The organism is Streptomyces sp. NPDC023541 (genome assembly GCF_055559995.1).
This window is the reverse complement of sequence record NZ_JBVHJO010000004.1, coordinates 323631-347721: the sequence shown is the minus strand read 5'-3', so window position 1 is coordinate 347721 and position 24091 is coordinate 323631. Positions and strand designations below refer to the sequence as shown.

General features: G+C 71.5%; 27 protein-coding genes. 16 read left to right on the top strand and 11 right to left on the bottom strand.

Features of this window, described 5'->3' with window-relative positions:
- Positions 1-61: 61 nt before the first annotated feature.
- Complete coding sequence (gene mce, locus ACZ3X1_RS12100; RefSeq protein WP_030030807.1) at positions 62-490, bottom strand: methylmalonyl-CoA epimerase; 429 nt, start codon at positions 488-490, stop codon at positions 62-64.
- 135 nt (positions 491-625) lie between these two features.
- Between mce and ACZ3X1_RS12095 the strand changes: the two genes are divergently transcribed.
- Positions 626-1825, top strand: a complete 1200-nt coding sequence (locus ACZ3X1_RS12095) for an acetyl-CoA C-acetyltransferase (protein WP_356815990.1) — start codon at positions 626-628, stop codon at positions 1823-1825.
- A gap of 129 nt (positions 1826-1954) precedes the next feature.
- Positions 1955-2917: a methylmalonyl Co-A mutase-associated GTPase MeaB gene (meaB, locus tag ACZ3X1_RS12090; protein WP_356810614.1), complete on the top strand. Its 963-nt coding sequence runs from the start codon at positions 1955-1957 to the stop codon at positions 2915-2917.
- Between the two features lie 74 nt (positions 2918-2991).
- On the opposite strand, the gene ACZ3X1_RS12085 is transcribed toward meaB, so the two are convergent.
- From ACZ3X1_RS12085 to ACZ3X1_RS12065, 5 genes are all read right to left on the bottom strand, one after another.
- Positions 2992-3561, bottom strand: a complete 570-nt coding sequence (locus tag ACZ3X1_RS12085) for a PepSY domain-containing protein (RefSeq protein ID WP_467279000.1) — start codon at positions 3559-3561, stop codon at positions 2992-2994.
- Positions 3562-3676: 115 nt separating this feature from the next.
- Positions 3677-4153, bottom strand: coding sequence for a MarR family winged helix-turn-helix transcriptional regulator (locus ACZ3X1_RS12080; RefSeq protein WP_356810697.1), 477 nt, complete (start codon positions 4151-4153; stop codon positions 3677-3679).
- Positions 4154-4221: 68 nt separating this feature from the next.
- Positions 4222-5022, bottom strand: coding sequence for an AIM24 family protein (locus ACZ3X1_RS12075; RefSeq protein ID WP_356810698.1), 801 nt, complete (start codon positions 5020-5022; stop codon positions 4222-4224).
- Between the two features lie 14 nt (positions 5023-5036).
- Complete coding sequence (locus ACZ3X1_RS12070; RefSeq protein WP_030768970.1) at positions 5037-5687, bottom strand: AIM24 family protein; 651 nt, start codon at positions 5685-5687, stop codon at positions 5037-5039.
- A complete protein-coding gene (locus tag ACZ3X1_RS12065; RefSeq protein WP_356810617.1) occupies positions 5687-6325 on the bottom strand; it encodes an AIM24 family protein in 639 nt (212 codons plus the stop codon). The genes ACZ3X1_RS12070 and ACZ3X1_RS12065 overlap by 1 nt, the downstream gene beginning before the upstream one ends.
- 186 nt (positions 6326-6511) lie before the next feature.
- On the opposite strand from ACZ3X1_RS12065, the gene ACZ3X1_RS12060 reads away from it, so the two are divergent.
- The 5 genes from ACZ3X1_RS12060 to ACZ3X1_RS12040 all read left to right on the top strand — a co-directional run bounded on the left by ACZ3X1_RS12060 (position 6512) and on the right by ACZ3X1_RS12040 (position 9357).
- Positions 6512-6856 carry a DUF3817 domain-containing protein gene (locus tag ACZ3X1_RS12060; protein WP_356810618.1) on the top strand — a complete coding sequence of 115 codons (345 nt, stop codon included), beginning with the start codon at positions 6512-6514 and terminating at the stop codon, positions 6854-6856.
- Positions 6853-7149 (top strand): MTH1187 family thiamine-binding protein, encoded by a 297-nt coding sequence (locus tag ACZ3X1_RS12055; RefSeq protein WP_356810619.1) that lies wholly within the window; start codon positions 6853-6855, stop codon positions 7147-7149. The genes ACZ3X1_RS12060 and ACZ3X1_RS12055 overlap by 4 nt, the downstream gene beginning before the upstream one ends.
- A gap of 203 nt (positions 7150-7352) precedes the next feature.
- The gene (locus ACZ3X1_RS12050) at positions 7353-8051 is read left to right on the top strand and encodes a hypothetical protein (protein WP_467278995.1); all 699 of its coding nucleotides are present in this window, start codon (positions 7353-7355) and stop codon (positions 8049-8051) included.
- The gene (locus tag ACZ3X1_RS12045) at positions 8048-8728 is read left to right on the top strand and encodes a DUF4166 domain-containing protein (RefSeq protein ID WP_356810621.1); all 681 of its coding nucleotides are present in this window, start codon (positions 8048-8050) and stop codon (positions 8726-8728) included. The genes ACZ3X1_RS12050 and ACZ3X1_RS12045 overlap by 4 nt, the downstream gene beginning before the upstream one ends.
- Positions 8725-9357, top strand: a complete 633-nt coding sequence (locus tag ACZ3X1_RS12040; RefSeq protein ID WP_467278992.1) for a TetR/AcrR family transcriptional regulator — start codon at positions 8725-8727, stop codon at positions 9355-9357. The genes ACZ3X1_RS12045 and ACZ3X1_RS12040 overlap by 4 nt, the downstream gene beginning before the upstream one ends.
- Positions 9358-9372: 15 nt before the next feature.
- Here ACZ3X1_RS12040 and ACZ3X1_RS12035 read toward each other — a convergent pair whose 3' ends face one another.
- Positions 9373-10422 carry a glycoside hydrolase family 6 protein gene (locus ACZ3X1_RS12035; protein WP_467278990.1) on the bottom strand — a complete coding sequence of 350 codons (1050 nt, stop codon included), beginning with the start codon at positions 10420-10422 and terminating at the stop codon, positions 9373-9375.
- A 98-nt stretch (positions 10423-10520) separates the two neighbouring features.
- Positions 10521-11516: an ArsR/SmtB family transcription factor gene (locus ACZ3X1_RS12030; protein WP_467278988.1), complete on the bottom strand. Its 996-nt coding sequence runs from the start codon at positions 11514-11516 to the stop codon at positions 10521-10523.
- A gap of 93 nt (positions 11517-11609) precedes the next feature.
- Between ACZ3X1_RS12030 and ACZ3X1_RS12025 the strand changes: the two genes are divergently transcribed.
- From ACZ3X1_RS12025 to ACZ3X1_RS12005, 5 genes are all read left to right on the top strand, one after another.
- Positions 11610-12863 carry an MFS transporter gene (locus ACZ3X1_RS12025; RefSeq protein WP_467278986.1) on the top strand — a complete coding sequence of 418 codons (1254 nt, stop codon included), beginning with the start codon at positions 11610-11612 and terminating at the stop codon, positions 12861-12863.
- Between the two features lie 21 nt (positions 12864-12884).
- Positions 12885-13394: a MarR family winged helix-turn-helix transcriptional regulator gene (locus ACZ3X1_RS12020; protein ID WP_362624798.1), complete on the top strand. Its 510-nt coding sequence runs from the start codon at positions 12885-12887 to the stop codon at positions 13392-13394.
- A 151-nt stretch (positions 13395-13545) separates the two neighbouring features.
- Positions 13546-13875 carry a DUF3817 domain-containing protein gene (locus ACZ3X1_RS12015; protein ID WP_356810627.1) on the top strand — a complete coding sequence of 110 codons (330 nt, stop codon included), beginning with the start codon at positions 13546-13548 and terminating at the stop codon, positions 13873-13875.
- Between the two features lie 87 nt (positions 13876-13962).
- Positions 13963-15663, top strand: coding sequence for an acyl-CoA mutase large subunit family protein (locus ACZ3X1_RS12010; protein WP_356810628.1), 1701 nt, complete (start codon positions 13963-13965; stop codon positions 15661-15663).
- A 56-nt stretch (positions 15664-15719) separates the two neighbouring features.
- Positions 15720-16190 carry a hypothetical protein gene (locus ACZ3X1_RS12005; RefSeq protein WP_362624796.1) on the top strand — a complete coding sequence of 157 codons (471 nt, stop codon included), beginning with the start codon at positions 15720-15722 and terminating at the stop codon, positions 16188-16190.
- 39 nt (positions 16191-16229) lie between these two features.
- Here the strand turns inward: ACZ3X1_RS12005 and ACZ3X1_RS12000 are convergent, their stop codons facing one another.
- Complete coding sequence (locus tag ACZ3X1_RS12000) at positions 16230-16853, bottom strand: TetR/AcrR family transcriptional regulator (protein ID WP_356810630.1); 624 nt, start codon at positions 16851-16853, stop codon at positions 16230-16232.
- A gap of 241 nt (positions 16854-17094) precedes the next feature.
- Here ACZ3X1_RS12000 and ACZ3X1_RS11995 point away from each other — a divergent pair, with 241 nt between their 5' ends.
- From ACZ3X1_RS11995 to ACZ3X1_RS11980, 4 genes are all read left to right on the top strand, one after another.
- Entirely contained in the window at positions 17095-18093 is a 999-nt protein-coding gene (locus tag ACZ3X1_RS11995; protein ID WP_467278981.1) for a tetratricopeptide repeat protein, read from the top strand.
- Positions 18094-18719: 626 nt separating this feature from the next.
- On the top strand, positions 18720-19361 hold the full coding sequence (locus ACZ3X1_RS11990; protein WP_356810632.1) for a DUF6230 family protein: 642 nt from the start codon (positions 18720-18722) through the stop codon (positions 19359-19361).
- 108 nt (positions 19362-19469) lie between these two features.
- Entirely contained in the window at positions 19470-20042 is a 573-nt protein-coding gene (locus tag ACZ3X1_RS11985) for a DUF6114 domain-containing protein (protein WP_356810633.1), read from the top strand.
- Positions 20032-21279 carry a hypothetical protein gene (locus tag ACZ3X1_RS11980; protein ID WP_356810634.1) on the top strand — a complete coding sequence of 416 codons (1248 nt, stop codon included), beginning with the start codon at positions 20032-20034 and terminating at the stop codon, positions 21277-21279. Before ACZ3X1_RS11985 ends, ACZ3X1_RS11980 begins: the two co-directional genes overlap by 11 nt.
- 98 nt (positions 21280-21377) lie before the next feature.
- Here ACZ3X1_RS11980 and pyk read toward each other — a convergent pair whose 3' ends face one another.
- Together pyk and ACZ3X1_RS11970 are read right to left on the bottom strand one after the other, a co-directional pair.
- Positions 21378-22808 carry a pyruvate kinase gene (pyk, locus tag ACZ3X1_RS11975; protein ID WP_356810635.1) on the bottom strand — a complete coding sequence of 477 codons (1431 nt, stop codon included), beginning with the start codon at positions 22806-22808 and terminating at the stop codon, positions 21378-21380.
- Positions 22809-22869: 61 nt separating this feature from the next.
- Positions 22870-24084, bottom strand: coding sequence for an acetate kinase (locus tag ACZ3X1_RS11970; protein ID WP_356810636.1), 1215 nt, complete (start codon positions 24082-24084; stop codon positions 22870-22872).
- Positions 24085-24091: the final 7 nt, after the last annotated feature.

Genomic DNA, 24091 nt, shown 5'->3' with positions numbered 1-24091 from the left:
CCCTCTCCGCACCGAACCCCGGCCGAGCCATGGCCACTCTACCGGCCGGGGAATCGGGGCATCAGTGGTCAGGGTTTGACGTGACCAGTTCGGTCAGGACTCCGTGGCAGTCCTTGGGGTGCAGGAACGTGATCGAGGACCCCATGGAACCGGTGCGGGGCTGGTCGTACAGGACGCGGACGCCCTTGCCGCGGATGGCCTCGGAGTCGCCGTGGACGTCCTCGGTGCCGAAGGCGATGTGGTGCACGCCCTCGCCGTTCTTGGCGAGCCACTTGCCCACCGCGGAGTCCTCGCGGGTGGGCTCCAGGAGCTGGATGTAGGAGGCCCCGCCGTCGGAGGTTTCGTTGATCTTCAACATGGCCTCGCGAACGCCCTGCTCCTCGTTGACCTCGGTGTGGAACACCTCGAAGCCGTACGTGGCACGGTAGAACTCGACAGTCTTGTCCAGGTCGAAGCAGGCGATCCCGATGTGGTCGATTCTTGTCAGCATGGGGACAGTGCACCGCCGAAGGGGGGCGTCACGCAACGTGCGCGCGATCACACCGGCAGCCCGGTGACCGCTGCGGTACCGCCCAGTACATTCACGTAAACCCTCGTTCACTCCTCATCCAAGGGGCTGTGCCTCATGTCCGGATCGAACAACACCACTTCCGTGATCGTCGCCGGGGCCCGCACGCCCATGGGGCGGCTGCTCGGCTCGCTGAAGTCCTTCTCGGGCGCCGACCTCGGCGGCTTCGCCATCAAGTCCGCGCTGGAGCGGGCCGGGATCTCCGGCGACCAGGTCCAGTACGTGATCATGGGCCAGGTGCTCCAGGCCGGCGCGGGCCAGATCCCCGCCCGCCAGGCGGCGGTCAAGGCCGGCATCCCGATGAACGTCCCCGCCCTGACCATCAACAAGGTGTGCCTCTCGGGCCTGGACGCGATCGCGCTGGCCGACCAGCTGATCCGCGCCGGTGAGTTCGACATCGTGGTCGCGGGCGGCCAGGAGTCGATGACCAACGCCCCGCACCTGCTGCCCAAGTCCCGCGAGGGCTACAAGTACGGCGCGATCGAGATGCTGGACGCGATGGCCTACGACGGCCTCACGGACGCCTTCGAGAACATCGCGATGGGCGAGTCCACCGAGAAGCACAACACCCGCCTCGGCATCGAGCGCGCTCCGCAGGACGAGTTCGCCGCGACCTCCCACCAGCGCGCCGCGGCCGCCCAGAAGAACGGCGTCTTCGAGGCCGAGATCACCCCGGTCGAGATCCCGCAGCGCAAGGGCGACCCGGTGGTCTTCTCCACCGACGAGGGCATCCGCCCCGAGACCACGGTGGAGTCGCTCGGCAAGCTGCGTCCCGCCTTCGCCAAGGACGGCACGATCACCGCAGGCACCTCCTCGCAGATCAGCGACGGCGCGGCCGCCGTGGTCGTGATGAGCAAGGCGAAGGCGCAGGAGCTCGGCCTGGAGTGGATCGCCGAGATCGGCGCCCACGGCAATGTGGCCGGCCCGGACAACTCCCTCCAGTCGCAGCCGTCCAACGCGATCCTGCACGCCCTGAAGAAGGAGGGCCTGGAGGTCTCCGACCTGGACCTCATCGAGATCAACGAGGCCTTCGCCGCGGTCGCGGTGCAGTCAATGAAGGATCTGGGCGTGACCCCGGAAAAGGTGAACGTCAACGGCGGCGCCATCGCCCTGGGCCACCCGATCGGCATGTCCGGCGCCCGTGTGGTGCTGCACCTGGCGCTGGAGCTGAAGCGCCGCGGTGGCGGGGTCGGCGCGGCCGCGCTGTGCGGTGGCGGCGGCCAGGGTGACGCGCTGATCGTCCGCGTCGCGAAGTAGGCACGGGAGGCCGCCGCGGACCCGGACCGGGTCCGCGGCGGCCCCGATCTCCGGGCCCTCGCGGGCCCGCCCTCCCGGGCCTGTCGGCCCTCACGCATCCCGTACGAAGAACCGAGGAGCGCAGCACAGATGACGGCGGTGGACGTCCCCCAGCTGGTGGCCCAGGCGCGGGAGGGCCGGCCGAGAGCGGTGGCCCGGCTGATCTCGCTGGTCGAGGGGGCGTCCCCGCAGCTGCGCGAGGTGATGGCCGCGCTGGCCCCGCTGACGGGCGGGGCGTACGTGGTGGGTCTGACGGGCTCGCCGGGCGTGGGCAAGTCGACCTCGACCTCGGCGCTGGTGTCCGCCTACCGCAAGGCCGGCAAACGGGTCGGCGTGCTCGCCGTCGACCCCTCCTCGCCCTTCTCGGGCGGTGCGCTGCTCGGCGACCGGGTGCGGATGTCGGACCACGCCTCGGACCCGGGGGTCTACATCCGCTCCATGGCCACCCGCGGCCACCTGGGCGGCCTCGCGTGGGCCGCCCCGCAGGCGATCCGGGTGCTGGACGCGGCCGGCTGCGACGTCGTCCTGGTCGAGACGGTCGGCGTCGGGCAGTCGGAGGTGGAGATCGCCTCGCAGGCCGACACCTCGGTGGTGCTGCTGGCCCCCGGGATGGGCGACGGCATCCAGGCCGCGAAGGCGGGCATCCTGGAGATCGGCGACGTGTACGTGGTCAACAAGGCCGACCGGGACGGCGCGGACGCGACCGCCCGGGAGCTGAACCACATGCTGGGGCTGGGCGAGGCGCGCGGCCGCAACGACTGGCGGCCGCCGATCGTGAAGACCGTCGCCGCCCGCGGACAGGGCATCGACGAGGTCGTCGAGGCGCTGGAGAAGCACCGGGCGTGGATGGACGAGCGCGGGGTGCTCGCCGAGCGGCGGGCGGCGCGGGCCGCTCGGGAGGTCGAGACGATCGCCGTGACGGCGCTGCGGGCACGGATGGCGGACCTCCACGGGGACGCGCACCTGGGCGCGCTGGCCGCCAGGGTCGCCGAGGGCGATATGGACCCGTACGCGGCGGCCGACGCCCTGCTGGCGACCCTGACGGAGTCCTGAGCCGGACCCCGGCGGCCGTCGCCCGTGAGCGGGCCCGGCCGCCGGGGCGACCGGGCGGGCGGCCCGGTGTGGTGTCAGTTGGTGTTGTCGTCGCCGTCCGAATCGGCATCCGCGCCGGACTGGGTCACCTTGCCCGTGGCGTGGTCCACGTGGGCGTTCCAGGTCTTGCCGTCGGAGGATTTGACCTCGACCTCCCAGTACGGGGCCTTTCCGTCGTCGCCGTCCTCCCACTGCACGGACCAGACCTGCCCGGGGTGGGCGGCCAGGGCCGCCTTCATCGCCTCCTCGGCGGTGACCTTGGCGGAGACCAGGGCCTTGTTCTCGGCGGCGTTCTCGTCGGTGTCCCGGTTCTGCTCGGTGACGGCGCCGCTCGCGGACACGTCCAGCTCGGCGTGGCCCTTGCCGTCCTTGCTGATCACGTCGACGTGCCAGACGGAGCCGTCCTTGTCGAGGGACTCGACAACACCCGGGTAGTGCTTCAGGGCGGCCGCGGCAGCCCCCTGCGCCGTCACGTCGACGCGCAGGGCGGGGGCCGCGGTGACGGTTCTCGCCGCGTCGGAGGACACCGCGGCGGCGGCGGCCACCGGACCGCCGACGATCAGGACGACGGACGCGGCCGCAGAGACGTACCTGGTGCGCTTCATGGAGGGACCTCCTCAGACCGGCCATGGCGCTCACGGTTGCCCGGCGCGGCTGGCAGCGGGCGGATACGGCCCATTGTCCGGCCTGCCGCCCCGCGGGGCGCGCCGAGCGTCAGCCTCAGACCTTCCCGCGGGTGCCGCGCAGGTGCTCCGCCACCGGCGTCAGCGAGGCGCGCAGCGCCGCCAGGGCCTCCGGCGGCAGGAGGTCGATGAAGTGCTGGCGGACGGACGCCACGTGGTGCGGGGCGACCTTCCGCATGGTGTCCATGCCCTCGTCGGTGAGCACCGCGTACAGGCCGCGGCGGTCGGACTCGCAGTTGACCCGGCGGACCAGGCCCGCCGTCTCCATGCGCGTGATCTGGTGCGACAGCCGGCTCTTGGACTGCAGGGTGGCGGTCGCGAGGTCGCTCATGCGCATCCGGTGGTCCTGCGACTCCGAGAGGTTCACGAGGATCTCGTAGTCGTTGTTGGTGAGTCCGAAGGGCTGGAGATCCTTTTCCAGCTGGTGCATGAGCAGCCTGCTGACGTCCAGGTGGGTGCGCCAGGCGCACTGCTCCGCGTCGGTGAGCCAGCGCGTGGCCGTCTCGGTCTCCATGGTCTCCATGAATGAACTCTACCTAAAAAGTTGAATTGCGAACAAAGGTCGAAAGTCCCGGCCGGCCGTCACAGTCCCAGGCGCCGCTGGAGATCACCCAGCTGTCCCGGCATCCGCGGCACGCCCATCTGCCCCAGGGGTCCCTGGCCGGCACCAGGCACGCCCTGTGCGTTGCCCGTGGCCGCCCCGGCGCCCACCGCGCCGACCGACTGCTCCGCCATCAGCATCTCCGAGGACTGCAGGAGCACAGTGCCGGCTCCCACGAACTCGAACTGGTGCTCCTCGCCCGAGGCGCCGCCGATGCCGGCCAGCGAACGCAGCCCGCCCATCACGCCGGACATGTAGCCGTGATCGTAATGGTGACAGGGAGACGGGCAGTCCGCCCAGCCGACGAGCGCCTGCGGGTCCACGCGCAGCGGCGGCTCCATGAACACCACCGGCCCGTTCGAGGCCGCCACGAACTTCCCGGTCCCGATCAGCGTCAGGAATCCCGGGACGATCGACTGCTTCAGGGCGAGCGAGGGCTGGTAGGCCAGCAGGTTGCCCGAGCGGATCGTCAGGTTGCCGTTGTCCAGGTCGTACGAGTTCACGTCGAAGGCGCGGTCGGCCAGCAGCATCTTGCCCTGGCCCTCGGCGACCACCCAGTCGCCGGCGTGCAGCGGCGAGTGGAAGCTGGTGCGCAGCAGGCGGTCGAAGCGCCCGTTGCCGATGCCGTTGAACTCGATGCGCCCGTAGTACGAGATCATCTTGCCCTTCTGCAGGAACCACTGGCTCCCCTTGAGCTCCACGCAGAAGGTGTACGCGTTCACGTTGTCGTCGGACGGCAGCGTGTACGGGTCGAAGACCGTCGGGCCGCCCGGTCCGCCCATCACGGGGCCAAAGTTCACAGCTTCTCCTCGGAGGCCTGTACGTACACCGCGCCCTGGCCGGACAGTTCCAGCTGGAACGCCTCGCCCGAGCCGCGCCCCACCATGTCCCGCCAGCCGAGGGCGGTGGAGAGCTTGTTCCTGACGTCCCCGTGGTGGGCCACGTAGGCCTGGGGGTCCACGTGGACCGGCCGGTTCGGGGTGATGGGGAGTTCGATGACCCCGCCGTGGGCCATCACGGCGACCGAGCCGTGGCCCTTGAGGGTGGTGGTGAACAGGCCCTGGCCGGTCACCTGGCCGCGGACCATGCCCATGACCCCGCCCTGCGAGCCCATGAACATCGTGCCCTGCTGGAGGGTGCCGTCGAAGGCGAGCAGCCGGTCGGCCTCGACGTAGAGGGTCTCGCCGGTGAGGTTGATCACCTGGATGTGGTGGCCGCCGTGGCCGAACATCACCGTGCCGCTGCCCTCGACCGTCATCAGCGGGGTCTGCTCGTTCGCCACGCGGCGCCCGATCATGCCCATGACCCCGCCCTGACCGCCCGTCAGGCTGGGGGTGAAGGAGACGTCGCCGCGGTACGCGAGCATGGCGCCGCGCTGGCTGAACATCCTCTGGCCCGGGACCACCTGGGCCTCGACCATCTTCGAGTTGATCTCGCGGAACGGCATCAGACGTCGCCCCCGATGGTGTTGCGCTCGCTGGGCTGCACGTAGACCAGGCCCTCGCCCTCGAAGCGGATCTGGAAGGCCTCGCCGGAGCCCTCGCCGATCAGCGTGCGGAAGGTCACACCGGACTGGAAGGACTGTTGGAGGTTGCCGGTGTGCGCGATGTACGCCCCCGGGTCGACGGACAGCGGGTACTGGGCGCTCACGCGCAGTACCACGGCCGGACCGTCGGAGACGATCGCCGCCTGGCCCGATCCCTCGACCGTCGTGGTGAACAGGCCGTTGCCCGTCGACGCTCCGCGCAGCCCGGTGAAGGTGGTGCCGGTCCGCAGACCGGCGTCGGTGCACAGCAGGTTGCTGGACTCGACGTAGAGCTTCTCGCCGCGCAGATCGACCAAATTGATCTCACTTGCGCGGTCGGCGAAGAAGCAGGTGCCGTGCCCCTGCACTTCCATCACCGTCATCTGTTCGCCGGTCAGCCGGCGGGTCACCATGCCGCGGAGGCCTTCGCCGCCGCCGGTCATCTTCTTGAAGGCCATCTGCCCGTCGTACGCGACCATGGAGCCGTTCTTCGCTTTCACGGCGTCCCCGGTCAGGTCGACGGCCAGCACCTTGCTGCCTTGGAGTCGGAACTGAGCCACGGGGAGACGTTATCGGCAGCGGGCGGACCCGAACAGGGCCCGTGGCCGAGATATGCCACACCTCGGCGGTATGGGCGTGAAAACGGTGCGATCCGGGCCCGCTCCGAGCGGGAGGGGCCGGGTCAAGATCCCGCAAAGCGGCTGAGACACTGGAGGCGACCCTGGCCTCCACCCCGAAGGTTCCACGTGGACATCAAGACCGCCTCCGCCCTGCACCGCCTGCGCCTGGTCTCCGTACCGGAGGCGCTGTCGTTCCCGGCCCTGCTGATCTTCGGCTCGCTGCTGAGCCGGGTCTCGGACATCGACTACCTGATGATGCCGCTGGGAATCCTGCACGGGATCCTGTTCACCATCTACGCGGTCCTGCTGCTGGACGTGTGGAACAAGGCGAAGTGGCCCGTCAAGAAGGTCGCGTTGTTCTTCGTCCTCGCCGTCCTGCCCTTCGGCGGCCTCTACGGCGACAAGCTGCTCAAGCGGGAAGAGGCCGACAGCGTGGTGGCGGCCCGTGCCCGTCAGGCGGCCCAGGCGTGATCGCCGCGTTCTCGGTGACCCCGCTCGGGGTGGGTGAAGAGGTCGGGGAGTACGTCGCCGACGCGGTCCGGGTGGTCCGCGAGTCCGGCCTGCCCAACCGCACCGACGCGATGTTCACGACGGTCGAAGGCGACTGGGACCAGGTCATGGACGTGATCCGGCGCGCGGTCGCCGCCGTCGAGGAGCGGGCGCCCCGCGTCTCCTTCGTCCTCAAGGCCGACATCCGGCCCGGCGTCACCGACGGCATCACCTCGAAGGTCGAGACGGTGGAACGCCACCTCGGGCAGGGCTGACCCCCCCGCCCCCGTACGCCCCAGGCGCCCCCGGCCCCATCCGGCCGGGGGCGCTTTCGCGTGCCCGGACCGCGCCCGGACCGCGCCCGAGCCGTGCCCGGAACCCAACCCGTGTGACGGGGCTCACTCTTGAGCGATCGCTCAAATACGCCTAGGGTCCGGGTTGAGCGATCGCTCAAAAGCGGGAACCGGGGGGGGCGGGCATGGGTCTGTACGTCGAGACGGTGATCCGGGCCGGGATGGACGAGCTGTGGGAGCGCAGTCAGGATCCCGCCCAGCACCAGCGGTGGGACCTGAGGTTCACCTCCATCCACTACCTCCCGCGGTCCGAGGGCGAGCCGCAGCGGTTCCGGTACGCCACCCGCGTACTGCCCTTCGTCTCCGTCGACGGGACCGGCGTCTCCGCGGGGGAGCGCCGCCGGCCCGACGGGACCCGGGTGTCGGCCCTGCGGTTCGCCTCGGACCATCCGCTCTCGCTGCTCGCCGAGGGCAGCGGGTACTGGCGCTACGTTCCGGCCGGCGCCGGGATCCGCTTCCTCACCGGCTACGACTACCGGCCCCGCTGGGGCCGCTTCGGGGCCCTGGCCGACCGGCTCGTCTTCCGGCCGCTCATGGGCTGGGCCACCGCCTGGTCCTTCGACCGGCTGCGGCTGTGGTGCGAACGCGGCACCCCGCCCGGCCTCGCCCTCGCCCGGGCGGTCGGCGAGAGCGCCCTGCGCGCCCTGCTGTCCGCCGCCGCCCTGCTGTACGCCCCCGCCGCCGTGGCCCTGCTCGTCCTGGCCGCCGCGCTGCTGCTGCCGCCACTGCCGGGAACCCCGGCCGCGCGCCGCTGCCTGCGCACGCCGCCCGGCCGCACGCCCGTCGCCGCACCCCCTCTGCTCAGCACCCTGGAGCCGTCATGACCTCCATCTTCCGGGCCCACATGGGCGCCGGCTTCGACCGTCTGCACCCGCAGATCCAGCGCCGCTTCTCGGTCGGACTGGACAGCGGGGAGGGCTGCATCGGCCGCGGGACCATGGAACGGATATGGCACGGCGGCAGCTTCGTGAAGCCCTTCCTCCGACTCGGCGGGATGCGCAACATCCTGGTGCCGCGCGAGGGCCGCGACGTCCCCTTCGTCATCGAGAACCTCCCGTACCTCGACTCCTACGGGCGCGAGACCGTCACCTTCGTACGGACCTTCCAGCTGCCCGGCGGGCCGCACCGGTTCGACGCCACGATGGTCCACAGCCCCGAACGCGACTGCGTCCTCGACTACCTGGGCACGCACCAGCACCTCGCCAGCGACCTGCACATGAGCGCCGAGGCGGACGGTTCGCTGCTCATCCGCTCCGGTGAGCACCGCTTCCGCGAGGGCCCCGTCGACGTCCGCGTCCCCGACCTCATCGGCGGCGACGCCGAGGTGCGCGAGTCCTTCGACGACGCCACCGGCCGCTTCCGGATCCGGGTACGGGTGGTCAACCGCCGCTTCGGACCGCTCTTCGGCTACGAGGGCTCCTTCACCGCGCAGTACGTGGACGTCCGCACGCACGGGGTCCGATCAGACCTGCGGCCGGTCCGTGAGGAGGCGCGGACGTGAGCGCGGCCACCAAGGACAAGCTCCTCGAAGGAGCCCTGCGCACGCTCGTCGAGCAGGGCATCGCCAAGGCCTCGGCCCGCACCATCGCGGCCACCGCCGGAGTCGGCCAGGGCCTGATCTTCTACCACTTCGGCTCGGTCGACGAACTGCTCGCCGCCGCCTGCCGGTACGGCGCCGAGCAGCGGGTGGACCGCTACCGCGACCGGCTCGCCGGGCTGGGCAGCCTCACCGAACTGGTCGAGTTCGCCCGCGCGATGCACGCCGAGGAGCGGGAGGCCGGGCACGTCGCCATGCTCGGGCAGCTGCTGGCCGCCGGGCAGAGCTCTCCCGCCCTCGCGGCCGCCACCGCCGCCGGACTCGGCCTGTGGATCGAGGAGCTGGAGGACGTGCTCACCCGGCTGCTCGCGGCGACCCCGCTGGACGGGTTCGCCGACCCCGGGGGGCTCGCCCGGGCCACCGCCGCCTCCTTCGTCGGCATCGAGCTGTACGAGGCGGTCGACCCGCAGGGCGCCGCCAGCGCGTTCGACGCCCTGGAGCAGCTCGCCGGACTGGCCGCGGTACTGGAGGGCCTGGGGCCCCTGAGCCAGCGCGCCGTACGCCACGGACTGCGCCGCGGCACCCGCGGCTGAACCGTGTGCGGCGGCTCAGTCGCGGGCGCGGCGGGCCAGGCCGAGGGCCTGTTCGGGCCACCAGGTGCCGGCCGCCGGGCCGCCGCGGCAGGTCCCGTCGGACTCGCCGGGCCGCTTCACCCACAGGTACGCGTCGACGAGCGGGTCGCCGGTCCGGTCGGTCGGCGGTGTGCCGAGGGCGCGGCCGGGCGGGTTGCAGGAGGCCCGGGCGCGGTCGCCCGGCAACGGCCCGGCGCCGTTGCGGCCGGTGTCGATGACGAAGTGCCGGCCCTTGGTGGCCCGGGAGAGCTCGGCGCCGTAAGCCCGGACGGCCGCGTCCGGCTGGAATCCGGAGACGTTGAGGGCGAAGCCGTCGGCGCGGTCGAGGCCCGCCTCGCGCAGGGGGCCGACGAGGTCCGCGGGATCGCGGATCCACGCCGGATCACCGGCGTCCAGATAGACCTTCGTGTTGCGGTTCCGCTTGAGCCGGTCGACGGCCTCGGAGAGCAGCCGGTAGCGCTCGGCGCGCTGCCCGTCGCGCACGCAGCCGTCGACGGCGTTCGCGACGGCGTGCGGTTCCAGCACGACGAGGGCTCTGGCGTCGCCGATCGCGTCGGCGAAGGCGCCGATCCAGCCGCGGTAGGCCCGGGCGTCGGCGGCGCCCCCGGCCGGCCGGTGTCCGCAGTCGCGGTGCGGGATGTTGTGCGCGGCCAGCACCAGGGCCCTCCCGGCGGCCTTCGCGCCCGCCCGGGCCCGGCGGATCCCGGGGCCGGGATCGCCCGGCCGTCCCCACAGGGCCACCGGCCGGTCCGCGATCCGGCGCAGCACCTGGGCGTCGTCGTAGCGGCCCCTCGCCTCCCACGCCACGACCTGCCGGGCGGCGTCGCTGCTGGGGTCCACCCAGAAGGCGGACCCGCCGTCGGCGGCGGCCGGGGCTGCGGGACCGGCGGCGGGCGGGGGCGGTCCGGGCTCCGGCGCCGTGGTGCAGGCGGAGGCCGCGGCGAGGAGCAGGAGCAGGCCGAGGACGGCGGCGGCGGGCCGGGGACGGCGTGGCCCGGGACACGACCTGAGAGCGACGGGTGGCATCCGGTTTCCTCGGGACGAAGGGTCGGGCGGCAGACCGTAAGACCGGAATATGGTGACATGACGGACCGTCGGCTCGGCCGTGCGACACCGGCCACGACCTAGCCCACGGCGGCCCCCGTGGTGAGGGCGATGGCCAGCGGGGTGCGTTCGTAGAGCACCTGGTGGCCCCGGCGGGCGGAGATGAGCAGACCCGCCGCGTGCAGGACCCCCAGGTGGGCCGAGACGGTGGACGGAGCCAGGCCCAGGCGGTGGGCCAGGGCCGTGGTGGACGCCGGTTCGTCCAGCGCGCACAGCACGTCCGCCCGGGCCCGGCCCAGCAGCCGGGCCAGCGCGGTCGGGGTGTCCTCACCCGCCGGCGTCCACAGGGCGCCCACGCCACGGGCCGGGTAGACGACGGTCGGCTGCCACGGCGGGTCGAAGCCGCCCGCGATCTGCGGCCAGACGAAGGCGCTCGGCATGAGAAGCAGCCCTTGGCCGCCCAGGACGCGGTCGTGGTGGGCGGGCCGCTCGATGCTCAGGGTGAGCGAGGCCGCGTCCCAGGCGAGTTCGGGGTGCAGACCGTCGAAGAGGGCCTCCAGCCCGCCGGCGGCGAGACGGCGCGTGTGGAAGAGGATGTCCGCCTCCAGCAGGGCCCTCAACCGCGGCCAGTGCGGCTCGACCAGCACGGCCCAGGCACGCTCCAGCAGGTCCGCCAGCTCGCGCACCGCCCGCGCCGGATCAGCGAGCAGGTAGCGCCCCAGGTCACTGTCGAGAGCGCCCGGCGTGCAGGCCAGCGACCGGCGCATGTCCTCGCACGCCGCGGCCGGATCCGCCGCGCGGATCACCGCGACCTCCTCCTCGAAGGAGACGCCGGGCCGGCTCGGCGGCGGGCTGATGAAGTCCGTACTGTGCCCCCGGCGCGGCATCAGCAGCCACAGCGGACGCAGGTCCAGCCCGTCGGCGGCGGCCCGGATCCCCCGCAGCCACGGCAGGTGGTAGCCCTGCCGGTCCGGGCGGCTCAGGGTCCGGATCGCCTCCTGCGTCTCCCACGCCGGCGACAGCGCGAACCGGCACCTCAGCAGGTCCTCGTGCCCGAAACGATGGTGCAGTCCCATGCCGCACCCTCCCGCGCCGCCGACCGTTGCGCCCGACATTCGTTCCGGGCCGAATCTCTACGCCGGCCAGCCTAGGTCCCCGACGCTGCCGTCATGGCAACCGTCACCCCCGCCACGGCCCGAGCGGGCTCCGCCGACTACCGCACCGTGTTGCGGACCCCGGAATTCCCGGCCGTCTTCGCCGCACACCTGATGTCCGTACTCGGCCTGGTCGTCGCCGAGATCTCCCTCTCCGTCCTCGTCTACCGCCTCACCGGATCACCCCTGATGAGCGCGCTCACCTTCGCGCTCGGCTTCCTCCCCTACGTCCTCGGCGGCACGCTGCTCGCCGGGATCGCCGACCGCCTGCCCGCCCGGCGGGTGCTCGTCACGTGCGACCTCGTCTGCGCCGCTTGCGCCGCGGCCATGGTGCTCCCCGCCACCCCCGTCGCCGCCCTCCTCGTCCTGCGCTGCGCGATGGCCTTCGTCGCACCCCTCTTCCAGGGCACGCGCAACGCCTCCCTCCCCGACATCCTCGGCGCGGGCGAGGCGTACGTCCTGGGCCGCTCGCTGCTGCGCCTGGTCGCCCAGAGCGCCCAGCTCATCGGTTTCGGACTCGGCGGGCTGCTGCTCACCGTGCTCGCCCCGCGCGGCGCCCTCGCGCTGACCGCCGCCGGGTTCCTCGGCTCGGCCCTCCTGCTGCGGCTGGGCACCCGCGGCCGCCCCGCACGGGCGGCCGTCCGCACCTCACCGCTCGCCGGCATGCGGGCCGTCCTGGGCCGGCGCCGGCTGCGGGCGCTCACCCTGCTGTTCTGGCTGCCGCCCGTCTTCCTCGTCGTCCCCGAGGCGCTGCTCGCCGCGTACGCCGACGGCATCGGCGCCGGAACCGCCGTCCTCGGACTGATGATGTGCGCCATGCCCGTCGGCACCATCGCAGGCGAGCTCTGGGCGGGCTCCGCGCTCAACGCCCGGACGCGTTCGCGGATCGTCGCCCCGCTGGCCGCCGCCGGCCTGCTGCCGTTCCTCCTCTACGCCGGCCGGCCGGGCGTGCCCCTCGCCCTGCTCGCGCTGCTGCTCGCCGGGCTGGCCCACGCCCACACCCTGGGGCTGGACCAGTGGTACGTGGAGGCCGTCCCCGACGAACTGCGCGGCCGGGCGATGACCCTGCTCAGCACCGGCCTGATGACCCTCCAGGGAGTCGGCATGGCCCTGGCCGGGCTGGCGGCCGAGTTCTTCCCGGTGCACGTGGTCGTCACCGGGTCCGGGGTGCTCGGCACCGCCGTCGTGCTGGCGCTCCTGGCCGAACTGCGGTCCGCCGTCCGGCAGGAGGAGCGACTGAGGGATGAGACGCCCCGCGCCGGGAAGTGACCTCCCGGTAGGGTCGGACGCGTGCCCAAGCCGCTCAGCCTTCCCTTCGACCCCATCGCCCGCGCAGACGAGCTCTGGCGACAGCGGTGGGGGCCCGTGCCGTCGATGGCCGCGATCACCTCGATCATGCGCGCCCACCAGATCCTGCTCGGCGAGGTCGACGCGGTCGTCAAGCCGTACGGGCTGACCTTCGCGCGCTACGAGGCCCTGGTGCTGCTCACCTTCTCCAAGGCGGGCGAGCTGCCGATGTCGAAGATCGGCGAGCGGCTGATGGTCCACCCGACCTCGGTGACCAACACCGTCGACCGGCTGGTGAAGTCCGGGCTGGTCGCCAAGCGGCCCAACCCGAACGACGGCCGCGGCACCCTCGCCTCCATCACGGAGAAGGGCCGGGAGGTCGTCGAGGCCGCCACGAAGGACCTGATGGCCATCGACTTCGGCCTGGGCGCGTACGACGCCGAGGAGTGCGGGGAGATCTTCGCCCTGCTCCGCCCGCTGCGGGTGGCCGCCGCGGACTTCGAGGAGTCCTAGGGAGTGTCGTCGAAGCGGCGTCGGCCGCCCGAAGGCCGGCCGGGCGGGACGTTGACGACACGACCTGGGCGCGTGCGTCGCCGATCGGGCCCGTGCCGCGATCCCGGGGCCGCGTCAAGATCGAGCAAAACGGACGGTTAGGCTCGTCCGCATGAAACGAAGCGTGCTGACCCGCTACCGCGTCATGGCCTACGTGACCGCGGTCATGCTCCTGATCCTCTGCGCCTGCATGGTGGCGAAGTACGGCTTCGGCACCGGCGCCGAACTGACCTTCTTCGTGTCGCAGGCCCACGGTGTGCTCTTCATGATCTACCTGGTCTTCGCCTTCGACCTGGGGTCCAAGGCCAAGTGGACCTTCGGGAAGCTGCTCTGGGTGCTCGTGTCGGGCACGATTCCGCTGGCCGCGTTCTTCGTCGAGCGCAAGGTGCGTGCCGAGGTCGAGCCGCTGGTCAGCGACTCCCTCGCGACCGCCCGGGCCTGATACGAGGCGAGCGTCACCCACCCCCGGGGCGAGTCCCCGGGGGTTTGCCATCGACATTTACTAGGACGTCCTAGTAAATTCATGGGTATGGACGCTGACGCCATCGAGGAGGGCCGCCGTCGCTGGCAGGCCCGTTATGACAAGGCCCGCAAGCGCGAGGCAGACTTCACCACGCTCTCCGGGGACGAGGTCGAGCCGGTCTACGGGCCCCGGCCCGGCGACGCGTACGAGGGCTTCGAGCGGATCGGCTGGCCGGGGGAGTACCCGTACACCCGCGGTCTGCACGCCACCGGCTACCGCGGCCGGACCTGGACCATCCGCCAGTTCGCCGGCTTCGGCAACGCCGAGCAGACGAACGAGCGCTACAAGATGATCCTGGCCGCCGGTGGCGGCGGGCTCTCCGTGGCCTTCGACATGCCGACCCTCATGGGGCGCGACTCCGACGACCCCCGCTCGCTCGGCGAGGTCGGCCACTGCGGCGTCGCCATCGACTCGGCCGCCGACATGGAGGTCCTCTTCAAGGACATCCCCCTCGGCGACGTCACGACGTCGATGACCATCTCGGGCCCCGCCGTGCCCGCCTTCTGCATGTACCTCGTCGCCGCCGAGCGCCAGGGCGTGGACCCCGCCGTCCTGAACGGCACGCTCCAGACGGACATCTTCAAGGAGTACATCGCCCAGAAGGAGTGGCTCTTCGAGCCCGAGCCGCACCTTCGCCTCATCGGCGACCTCATGGAGTACTGCGCGAGGGGCATCCCTGCCTACAAGCCGCTCTCCGTCTCCGGCTACCACATCCGCGAGGCCGGGGCCACGGCCGCGCAGGAGCTCGCCTACACCCTCGCCGACGGCTTCGGGTACGTGGAGCTGGGCCTCTCCCGCGGCCTGGACGTGGACCACTTCGCCTCCGGCCTGTCCTTCTTCTTCGACGCGCACCTCGACTTCTTCGAGGAGATCGCCAAGTTCCGCGCGGCACGCCGGATTTGGGCGCGCTGGATGAAGGAGGTCTACGGGGCCAAGAGCGAGAAGTCGATGTGGCTGCGGTTCCACACGCAGACCGCCGGCGTCTCCCTCACCGCGCAGCAGCCCTACAACAACGTCGTACGCACCGCCGTTGAGGCCCTCGCGGCCGTCCTCGGCGGCACCAACTCGCTGCACACCAACGCCCTCGACGAGACGCTCGCGCTGCCGAGCGAGCAGGCCGCCGAGATCGCCCTGCGCACCCAGCAGGTGCTGATGGAGGAGACCGGCGTCGCCAACGTGGCGGACCCGCTGGGCGGCTCCTGGTTCGTGGAGCAGCTCACCGACCGCATCGAGGCCGACGCCGAGAAGATCTTCGAGCAGATCAAGGAGCGCGGCCTGCGCGCCCACCCGGACGGCCGGCACCCGATCGGGCCGATCACCTCGGGCATCCTGCGCGGCATCGAGGACGGCTGGTTCACCGGCGAGATCGCCGAGTCCGCCTTCCAGTACCAGCGCTCGCTGGAGAAGGGCGACAAGCGGGTCGTCGGCGTCAACGTCCACCACGGGTCGGTCACCGGTGACCTGGAGATCCTGCGGGTCAGCCACGAGGTGGAGCGCGAGCAGGTCCGCGTGCTCGCCGACCGCAAGGAGCGCCGCGACGACGCCGAGGTCACCGCGGCCCTGAAGGCCATGCTGGACGCCGCCCGTGACGGGTCGAACATGATCCCCGCCATGCTGGACGCGGTGCGCGCCGAAGCCACGCTGGGCGAGATCTGCAACGCGCTGCGCGACGAGTGGGGCGTCTACACCGAGCCCCCGGGCTTCTGACCCGGGACCTCCGGGTCCGTGGAGGCCGGTCGTGCCAACCCCGTTACGGTGGGGGCGTGACCGGCCTTCCTGTGCCCGTACGGGGCGTGAGCGCGCGCGTGGTGATGAACAGGGGAGGCTGCGGCGGCCATTACGCCTACGTCGTGGCCGACTTCGAGCCGCCGGGGCCCGCCGGTACGGAGATCCTGAACCTGGCTCCGCAGGAGAGGCTGCCCGCCGAGTTCCTCGCGGCGGTGCGGGACGGGATCGAGCTCGGACTGGACGGGGTCGAGGCAGCGGTCCTGATCACCGGCGGCGGCGTGTACTGGCCGGACGCCCGGGACATCGGCTACCGCACGGCCGGGGCCCAAGTGGCCCGCGGCGCGCTCGTCGCGGCCGGCCTGCGGCCCGAGGAGGAGGCCGACGCGCTGCGCTGGGCGAGCTGGCCCGGCCGCCGGCGGCCCTGGCCGGGGGAGAACCCGCGGGCGGCCGCGCTGGCGGCACAGGTCCTGGAATCCCGGCGCCGCGCAGGGGAATGGACCTTCTGACGGCGCGGCGGCAGGGGCGCGCGGGTTTCGGGCGGCGGCTCAGACGACGGCGGACGGCCCGCGGAGGCCGTGCATCAGCAGCGCGGTGAAGGCGGCCACCCAGAGCTCGTCCACCGGTTCCGAGCTCACCAGGGCGCGGTGCACGACGGTGCCCGCGATCACGTCGAAGATCAGGTCCGTGGTGCGGCCCGCCAGGAACTCGTCCTCCTCGTGGGGGAGTTCGCCGCGGGCCTGGGCCCGTTCGCGACCCAGTACGACGAGACGTTTCTGCCGGTCGACGATCGCCGACCGGATCCGGTCACGCAGGGCCTCGTCCCGGGTGGACTCGGAGACGACCGCCATCAGGGCCGTACGGGCCTCCGGGCGCCGCAGCAGCTCCGCGAAGCGCAGGACCACGTACTCGATGTCGGCTTCCAGGGAGCCCCGGTCCGGAAGTTCCAGGGAGTCGAAGAGTTCCGCGACGGCGTCCACGACCAGCTCGCTCTTGCCCGCCCAGCGCCGGTACAGGGTGGTCTTGGCGACGCCCGCGCGGGCCGAGACGTCGCCCATCGTCAGCTTCGACCAGCCCAGCTCGACCAGCGCGGCCCGGGTGGCGGCGAGGATGGCGGCATCCGCGGCCGCGCTGCGGGGGCGACCGGTGCGGCCGGGGCTGGGGTTGCGCATGGCCGAGACCATACCCGTCGGTAGCCGAACGGGCCGCTGTGGTTCAGATCACTCGCGCGGCAGGGGCGCCCCGGGCCTCCGGGGGAGTTACGCTACGGCTCGTAGCGTAAGAGCGACAACCACGCGAAGAGCTACAGGCGCCAGGTGGGGACCCGGCGCCGACCGGCAACACCGGCACGACGGTACGGCCAATTCAGGCGATCTTTTTCGTCGGCGCGCGCACACGGGGGAGGATGTACGCATGCAGCCCAGAAACATGTCCATGAGCGGCGTCGTCGACCTCGCCGCGGTGAAGGCGGCCGGCGAGGCCAAGGCCAAGGCCGAGCAGGCCCGTGCCGAGGCGGCCCGTCAGGCGAGCCAGGGCGGCGGGGCCGCCCCGTCCGCCGGCGCCGTTCCGCCGTCCGCGCTCGTCGTCGACGTAGACGAGGCCGGCTTCGAACGTGATGTGCTCCAACTCTCCGCGGAAGTCCCGGTCGTCCTGGACTTCTGGGCCGAGTGGTGCCAGCCGTGCAAGCAGCTCAGCCCGCTCCTGGAGCGCCTGGTCACCGAGGCGAACGGCCGCCTCGTGCTGGCCAAGGTGGACGTCGACGCCAACCAGATGCTGATGCAGCAGTTCCAGATCCAGGGCATCCCGGCCGTCTTCGCCGTGGTCGCCGGTCAGGTGCTGCCGCTGTTCCAGGGCGTCGCCCCCGAGCAGCAGATCCGTGAAACCCTCGCCCAGCTGGTCCAGGTCGCCGAGGAGCGCTTCGGGATCATCGGTATCGAGGTGGACCCGAGCGCCGAAGGGGCCGCCGGGCCCGTCGAGACCGAGGTCCCGGCCGGTCCGTACGACGCGTTGCTGGAAGCGGCCGTCGTCGCACTGGACGCCGGTGACCTGGGCGGCGCGGTGCAGGCGTACAAGAACGTACTCGCGGACGACCCGAGCAACACCGAGGCCAAGCTGGGCCTCGCCCAGGCCGAGCTGCTCGCCCGGGTCCAGCACATGAACCCGCAGGAGGTGCGCACCGCCGCGGCCGAGAACCCGCGCGATCCGGCGGCGCAGATCGCCGCGGCCGACCTCGACCTGGTCGGCGGCCACGTGGAGGACGCCTTCGGCCGTCTGGTGGACGCCGTGAAGGTCACGTTCGGTGACGATCGGGATGCGGTGCGGCTGCGGCTGCTGGAACTGTTCGAGGTCATCGGCGCCGACGATCCGAGGGTGGCGGCGGCGCGGACGGCGCTGGCGCGCGTGCTCTTCTAGACCGGCTCCGGATCGGCTCCGCAGCCGCTCCGTGCCGGTCCCGCGAAGGGTTCCGGACGTCGTCGGGCCGCCGCCGTTTGTTGACACGCAGATAAACAGCGGCCGCACTTTGCCAAAACTTGGCAATCGCGGCCGCTGTTACTCGCAGTAAATCGAACCCCGTGAACTGTCCGGTGTGTTCACCATTTCGCCGTTCTGTCAGGGCCCCTCGTGGCACCCTGCGTTGCCGACGGACGGTTACAGGCAGCATTCAGGTTATCTGGCCGTTACCCGCCAGTAACGAACCCCCTTGTGCCCCGGCCGGGAATGGACCACGATCGGCGACGCTCGGTCCTTCCCGCAGAGCCGCTCACTCGGAGCCGCGGTGGAGGGTCCCCACCGGGCCGGCCGGTGGCAGTGGCACCGGCCGTGGGACAGGGGGGTCTCTGCCACACGGCGGAGCCTGTCCTCCAGGTTGCGCGAACGCGTGGCCAAGTGGTTGTCGCTCGGGGGTGAACGCCGGTGTATCGGACGTGGCACGGCCGCGGCCCGGCCGCCTGCGCTCCTTCCCGAGGACGTAGCACTTCTCCCATCCCAGGACGGGCACGGCCCGGACCGGAGATGTACGTCCGAGAAGGAGGAACGAAATGAGTTCTCAGGTTCGTGGCGGGACCAGATGGAAGCGCTTCGCGCTCGTCATGGTGCCGAGCATCGCGGCCACGGCCGCGGTCGGTGTGGGTCTGGCGCAGGGTGCCCTCGCGGCGTCCTTCAGCGTCTCCGGCCAGGACTTCAAGGTCTCGGCCGACAAGCTCGACGGTGACAACCTCATCCAGTACGGCGGCATCGCCGAGGGGCACGACCTCAAGGGCAATGCGCAGCACCACCCGGTGACGATCTCCGGGTTCAGCCACGCCGAGATCACCAACATGTGCCAGTCGCTGGTGACCCCGACGCCGATGGGCAACATCACGCTCCAGCTGCGCACCGGCCACAAGGGCAAGCCGGCCGTCGCCGACAACATCTACCTGGATGTTGCGGAGCTCGACACCGACGCCGAGTTCAAGAACCTGGACATCGGTGTCGCGGTCGGCGACCCGAACCACAAGACCAAGCCGCAGGCCGGCACGGTCGCCAGCCCGTACGCGTTCTCGCAGCGCGCCGACAAGGCGATCCTGACCAACGTGCGCCAGAAGGCGTGGGCGACCACGGCCGGCACGTTCAAGCTGCCCGACCTGAAGCTGCGTCTGCTCGGCGGCGACAAGCCGTGCTACCAGGACAGCAAGGACTGAGTCCGTCCCGGTGAATGACCGGACGGGCGGGCGCCGGCGGCCGCTGCCGCCCGCCCGTCCGGGCTCCACAGAGTTCTCCGTACCACCGTTTCCAGGGAGCTGTTGTCCATGAACCCCCAGGCCCCGGTTTACGTTCGCGCAGAAGACGACGCCTGGCTCACCGTGGTGTACTACCACTTCCGCGCCTGGCGCGGTCGCCGTCCCTTCTGGGCCGGGCTGTTCACGCTCCTCGGTGGCTTCCCGATCGCGTACTTCCCGTATGCGGACCTCCGGTTGGGCAACGTCAGTCTCGCCATGGCCACCACCGGCGGCGCGGGCGCACTGATCATCGGTGTACTGCTCATCACGCTGGGCCTGGCCCTCTGGTTCCAGCAGACCATCCGCGTCTTCGCCGGCGTCGCCTCGATCCTGCTGGCGCTGGTGTCCCTGCCGGTCTCCAACCTCGGCGGATTCGGGATGGGCTTCATCTGCTCCCTCATCGGCGGCGCCCTGGCGCTGTCGTGGGCCCCCGGACAGCCGGTGGACGAGGAGCCGGCGGACCAGCCGCCGGCCGCCGTCGCCCTGTCCAAGTCGGAGGCGATGGCGGGTTTCCCGGGTATCCCGGGCCCCCGCGAGACGGAGACGGCACACGCGAGCGAGACGACTGCCCACGCCGATGGCGGGAGGAACAGTGCGGGGTGACGAGACGCAGCGGGCAGTGGCCCCGGGCGCAGATTCCCGTGAGAGGAAGGGCCCGCGCCACGCGGCGCCCAGAAAGTCGCTGCTGAACAAGATCCAGATACCCGTCGGCAAGACCATGGCGCTGGCGGCGATGCCGACGGCCGTGTTCGTCGGGATGGGCATGGCGCCCAAACTGGCCGTGGCCGACGACAAGGAGATCCCCTTCGCGCCCGGACCGTGTGTGACGCGGTCCGACGAGCCGGCGGAGACCGAGTCGAAATCCCCGTCCCCCACGCCCTCGAAGACGGCCTCGCCGAGCGCCTCGCCGAGCGCGTCGCCCGCACCGTCCACGGCCGCGAAGCCGAAGCCGAGCGCCTCCCCGGAGGCGGCCAAGTCCCCGTCGGCGAACGCCCCGGCCCCGGCGGCCACCACGCCGGCGCCGACCACGTCCGCGAACCCGCTGGACCCGCTGGGCGTGGGAGACAAGCTCAAGGACCTCGTCGACGGGCTCGGCCAGCCGCTCAAGGACACCGGGGCGACCCCGGCACCCACGGCCACGCCGTCCACGACGGCCGAGCCGACTCCGGCTCCCGACCCGGCCGCGGACGCGATCCGGGAGGCCGCCAAGCAGGCGGGTGCCAAGGTCGAGGAACTGCCCGACGCGGTCAAGGACACCGTCGGGAAGCCCAAGGACGAGACGCCCAAGGACGAGGGCGACGAGGACAAGGCCGGCAAGGACGAGGCGAAGAAGGACCCGGACGGGAAGGAACCCTTCCCCTGCCCGACCTACGACGCCGAGGCCCTCGCCAACGCCGAGCTGGAGAAGGGCATCCCGCTCCTGCCGGACCAGCCCTGGTACCTCGACAGCTCCCTGCTGACCCTCTACGGCCTGGACTACCACGGCATCGTCGAGGTGAAGACCGCCAGCGGCAAGATCAAGAAGGTCTTGAAGTTCACGGCGGACTCGCTGGACATCAAGGACCTCTACCAGACGGTCGGCAAGGACGGGAACGTCGCCCACCTGAAGTCCCGTCCGGGCTCCACGTCCAAGATCCGCGGCGGCACGGTGACGATGTACACCGAGAGCCTCAAGGGGAAGCTGTTCGGTCTGATCCCGATCGAGTTCACCCCGAACAGCCCGCCGCCGCTGAACGTCCCGTTCGCCTTCTTCACGGACGTCCAGGTCGTCCAGGCGGCACAGTTCGGCGGGACGCTCACGGTCCCGGGCCTGAAGAACTACATCGGACCGCCGGAGTAGTCCCCGCACCGCCGCACGCACCGAGGGCGGCACCCCGCATCACTGCGGGGTGCCGCCCTCGGTCTCTGTGCGGCAGAGTCGGGTGCGGCGCGGCGACGTCAGTCGCGGGCGACGCCGCCCAGGTGGTGGACCCGGACCATGTTGGTGGTGCCCGGGACGCCGGGGGGCGAGCCGGCCGTGATGATCATGGTGTCGCCGTCGTTGTAGCGGCCCAGCTTGAGCAGCTCGCCGTCCACCAGGTCGACCATCGCGTCGGTGGTGTCCACGTGCGGGACGATGTACGACTCGACGCCCCAGCTCAGTGTGAGCTGGTTGCGGGTGTTGACGTCGGTGGTGAAGGCCAGGATCTGCTGCGTGGCGCGGTAGCGCGACAGGCGGCGGGCGGTGTCCCCGGACTGGGTGAAGGCGATGAGCGCCTGGCCGTCCAGGAAGTCCGCGATCTCGCACGCCGCGCGGGCGACGGAGCCGCCCTGGGTGCGCGGCTTCTTGCCCGGGACCAGCGGCTGGAGGCCCTTGGAGAGGAGCTCCTCCTCGGCCGCCGCGACGATCTTGGACATCGTCTTGACGGTCTCGATCGGGTAGGCGCCGACCGAGGACTCGGCCGAGAGCATGACCGCGTCCGCGCCGTCGAGGATCGCGTTGGCGACGTCGGACGCCTCCGCGCGCGTCGGGCGGGAGTTGGTGATCATCGACTCCATCATCTGGGTCGCGACGATCACCGGCTTGGCGTTGCGGCGGCACATCTCGATGAGCCGCTTCTGGACCATCGGGACCTTCTCGAGCGGGTACTCGACGGCCAGGTCGCCGCGGGCCACCATGACCGCGTCGAAGGCGGCGACCACGGCCTCCATGTTCTCGACGGCCTGGGGCTTCTCCACCTTGGCGATGACGGGAACGCGGCGGCCCTCCTCGTCCATCACCTTGTGGACGTCCTTGACGTCGTTGGCGTCGCGGACGAAGGACAGGGCGACCATGTCGCAGCCCATCCGCAGGGCGAAGCGGAGGTCGTCGACGTCCTTCTCCGACAGGGCGGGGACGTTCACGGCGGCACCCGGCAGGTTGATGCCCTTGTGGTCCGAGATGACACCGCCCTCGATGACGATGGTCCTGACCCGCGGGCCCTCGACCTCCGTCACCCGGAGCTCGACGTTGCCGTCGTTGATCAGGATCTGGTCACCCTTGGCGACGTCGCCCGGGAGGCCCTTGTAGGTGGTGCCGCAGATGGACTTGTCGCCCGGGACGTCCTCGGTGGTGATGGTGAACTCGTCACCGCGCACCAGCTCGACGGGACCCTCGGCGAAGGTCTCCAGACGGATCTTCGGGCCCTGGAGGTCGGCAAGGACGCCGACGGCGCGCCCGGTGTCCTCGGAGACCTGCCGGACGCGGTCGTACCGCTCCTGGTGTTCTGCCTGGGATCCGTGGCTGAAGTTGAATCGGGCCACGTTCATACCTGCCTCGATGAGCGCTTTCAGCTGCTCATACGAGTCGACGGCGGGGCCCAGCGTGCAGACGATTTTGGAACGGCGCATGACTGGATCCTATCGGTTTGTTTCGTAGCGGAATATTCCGGCTGGTGGAAAGTCCAAGTGACTACTCGGTAACCAGCGCGTACGCCTGGGTGGCGATCTCCAGTTCCTCATCTGTCGGGACCACCGCCACGGCCACCCGGGCATAATCCGGCGAAACCAGCCGCGGCTGCGGGGAACGCGCCGCATTGGCTTCGAGATCCAGCTCCAGGCCCAGCTCGGCCAGGCCGTCGACCGCGGCCTCCCGGACCTGGTGGGCGTTCTCGCCGACCCCGGCCGTGAACGCCACCGCATCCACCCGCCCGAGCACCGCCGAGTAGGCACCGATGTACTTCTTCAGCCGGTGGACGTACGCGTCGAAGGCCAGGCGCGCCGTCTCGTCGCCCTCGCCGGCCCGCCGCAGCACCTGGCGCATGTCGTTGTCGCCGCACATGCCCAGCAGACCGCTCTTCTTGTTCAGGAGCGAATCGATCTCATCCACCGAGAGGCCGCCCACCCGCGCCAGGTGGAAGACGACCGCCGGGTCGAGGTCGCCCGAGCGGGTGCCCATGACCAGCCCCTCCAGCGGGGTCATGCCCATGGACGTCTCCACGCAGACCCCGCCGCGCACGGCCGAGGCGGAGGCGCCGTTGCCCAGGTGCAGCACGATCACGTTCACGTCCTCCACCGGCCTGCCGAGCAGCCCCGCCGTCGCCCGGGAGACGTAGGCGTGGGAGGTGCCGTGGAAGCCGTACCGCCGGATGGAGTACGCCTCCGCGGTCGCGGCGTCGATCGCGTACCGCGCCACGTACTCCGGCATCGTCGAGTGGAAGGCGGTGTCGAAGACGGCGATCTGGGGGATGTCCGCGCGCAGCGAGCGCGCCACCTCGATGCCCGTGACGTTCGCCGGATTGTGCAGCGGCGCCAGGGGGATCAGGTTCCGGATCTCCGCGAGCACCTCGTCGTCGATCACCGTGGGCCGGGTGAACCTCGTCCCGCCGTGCACCACCCGGTGCCCCACCGCGGCCAGCTCGGGGGAGTCCAGGCCCGTCCCGTCGGCCGCGAGCTCGGCGGCCACGGCCTTCAGCGCGGCCCCGTGGTCCGCGATCGGGCCGGTCCGCTCGCGCTTGCCGCCGGCCGCCGCCGGGCCGGTGAGCGGCTCGTGCGCCAGCCGGGAGGTCTCCTCGCCGATGCGCTCGACCAGGCCGACGGCCAGACGCGACCGGTCCGCCATGTCCAGGAGCTGGTACTTGACGGACGAGGAGCCGGAGTTGAGGACGAGTACGCGCGATGCGGTCACAGTGCGG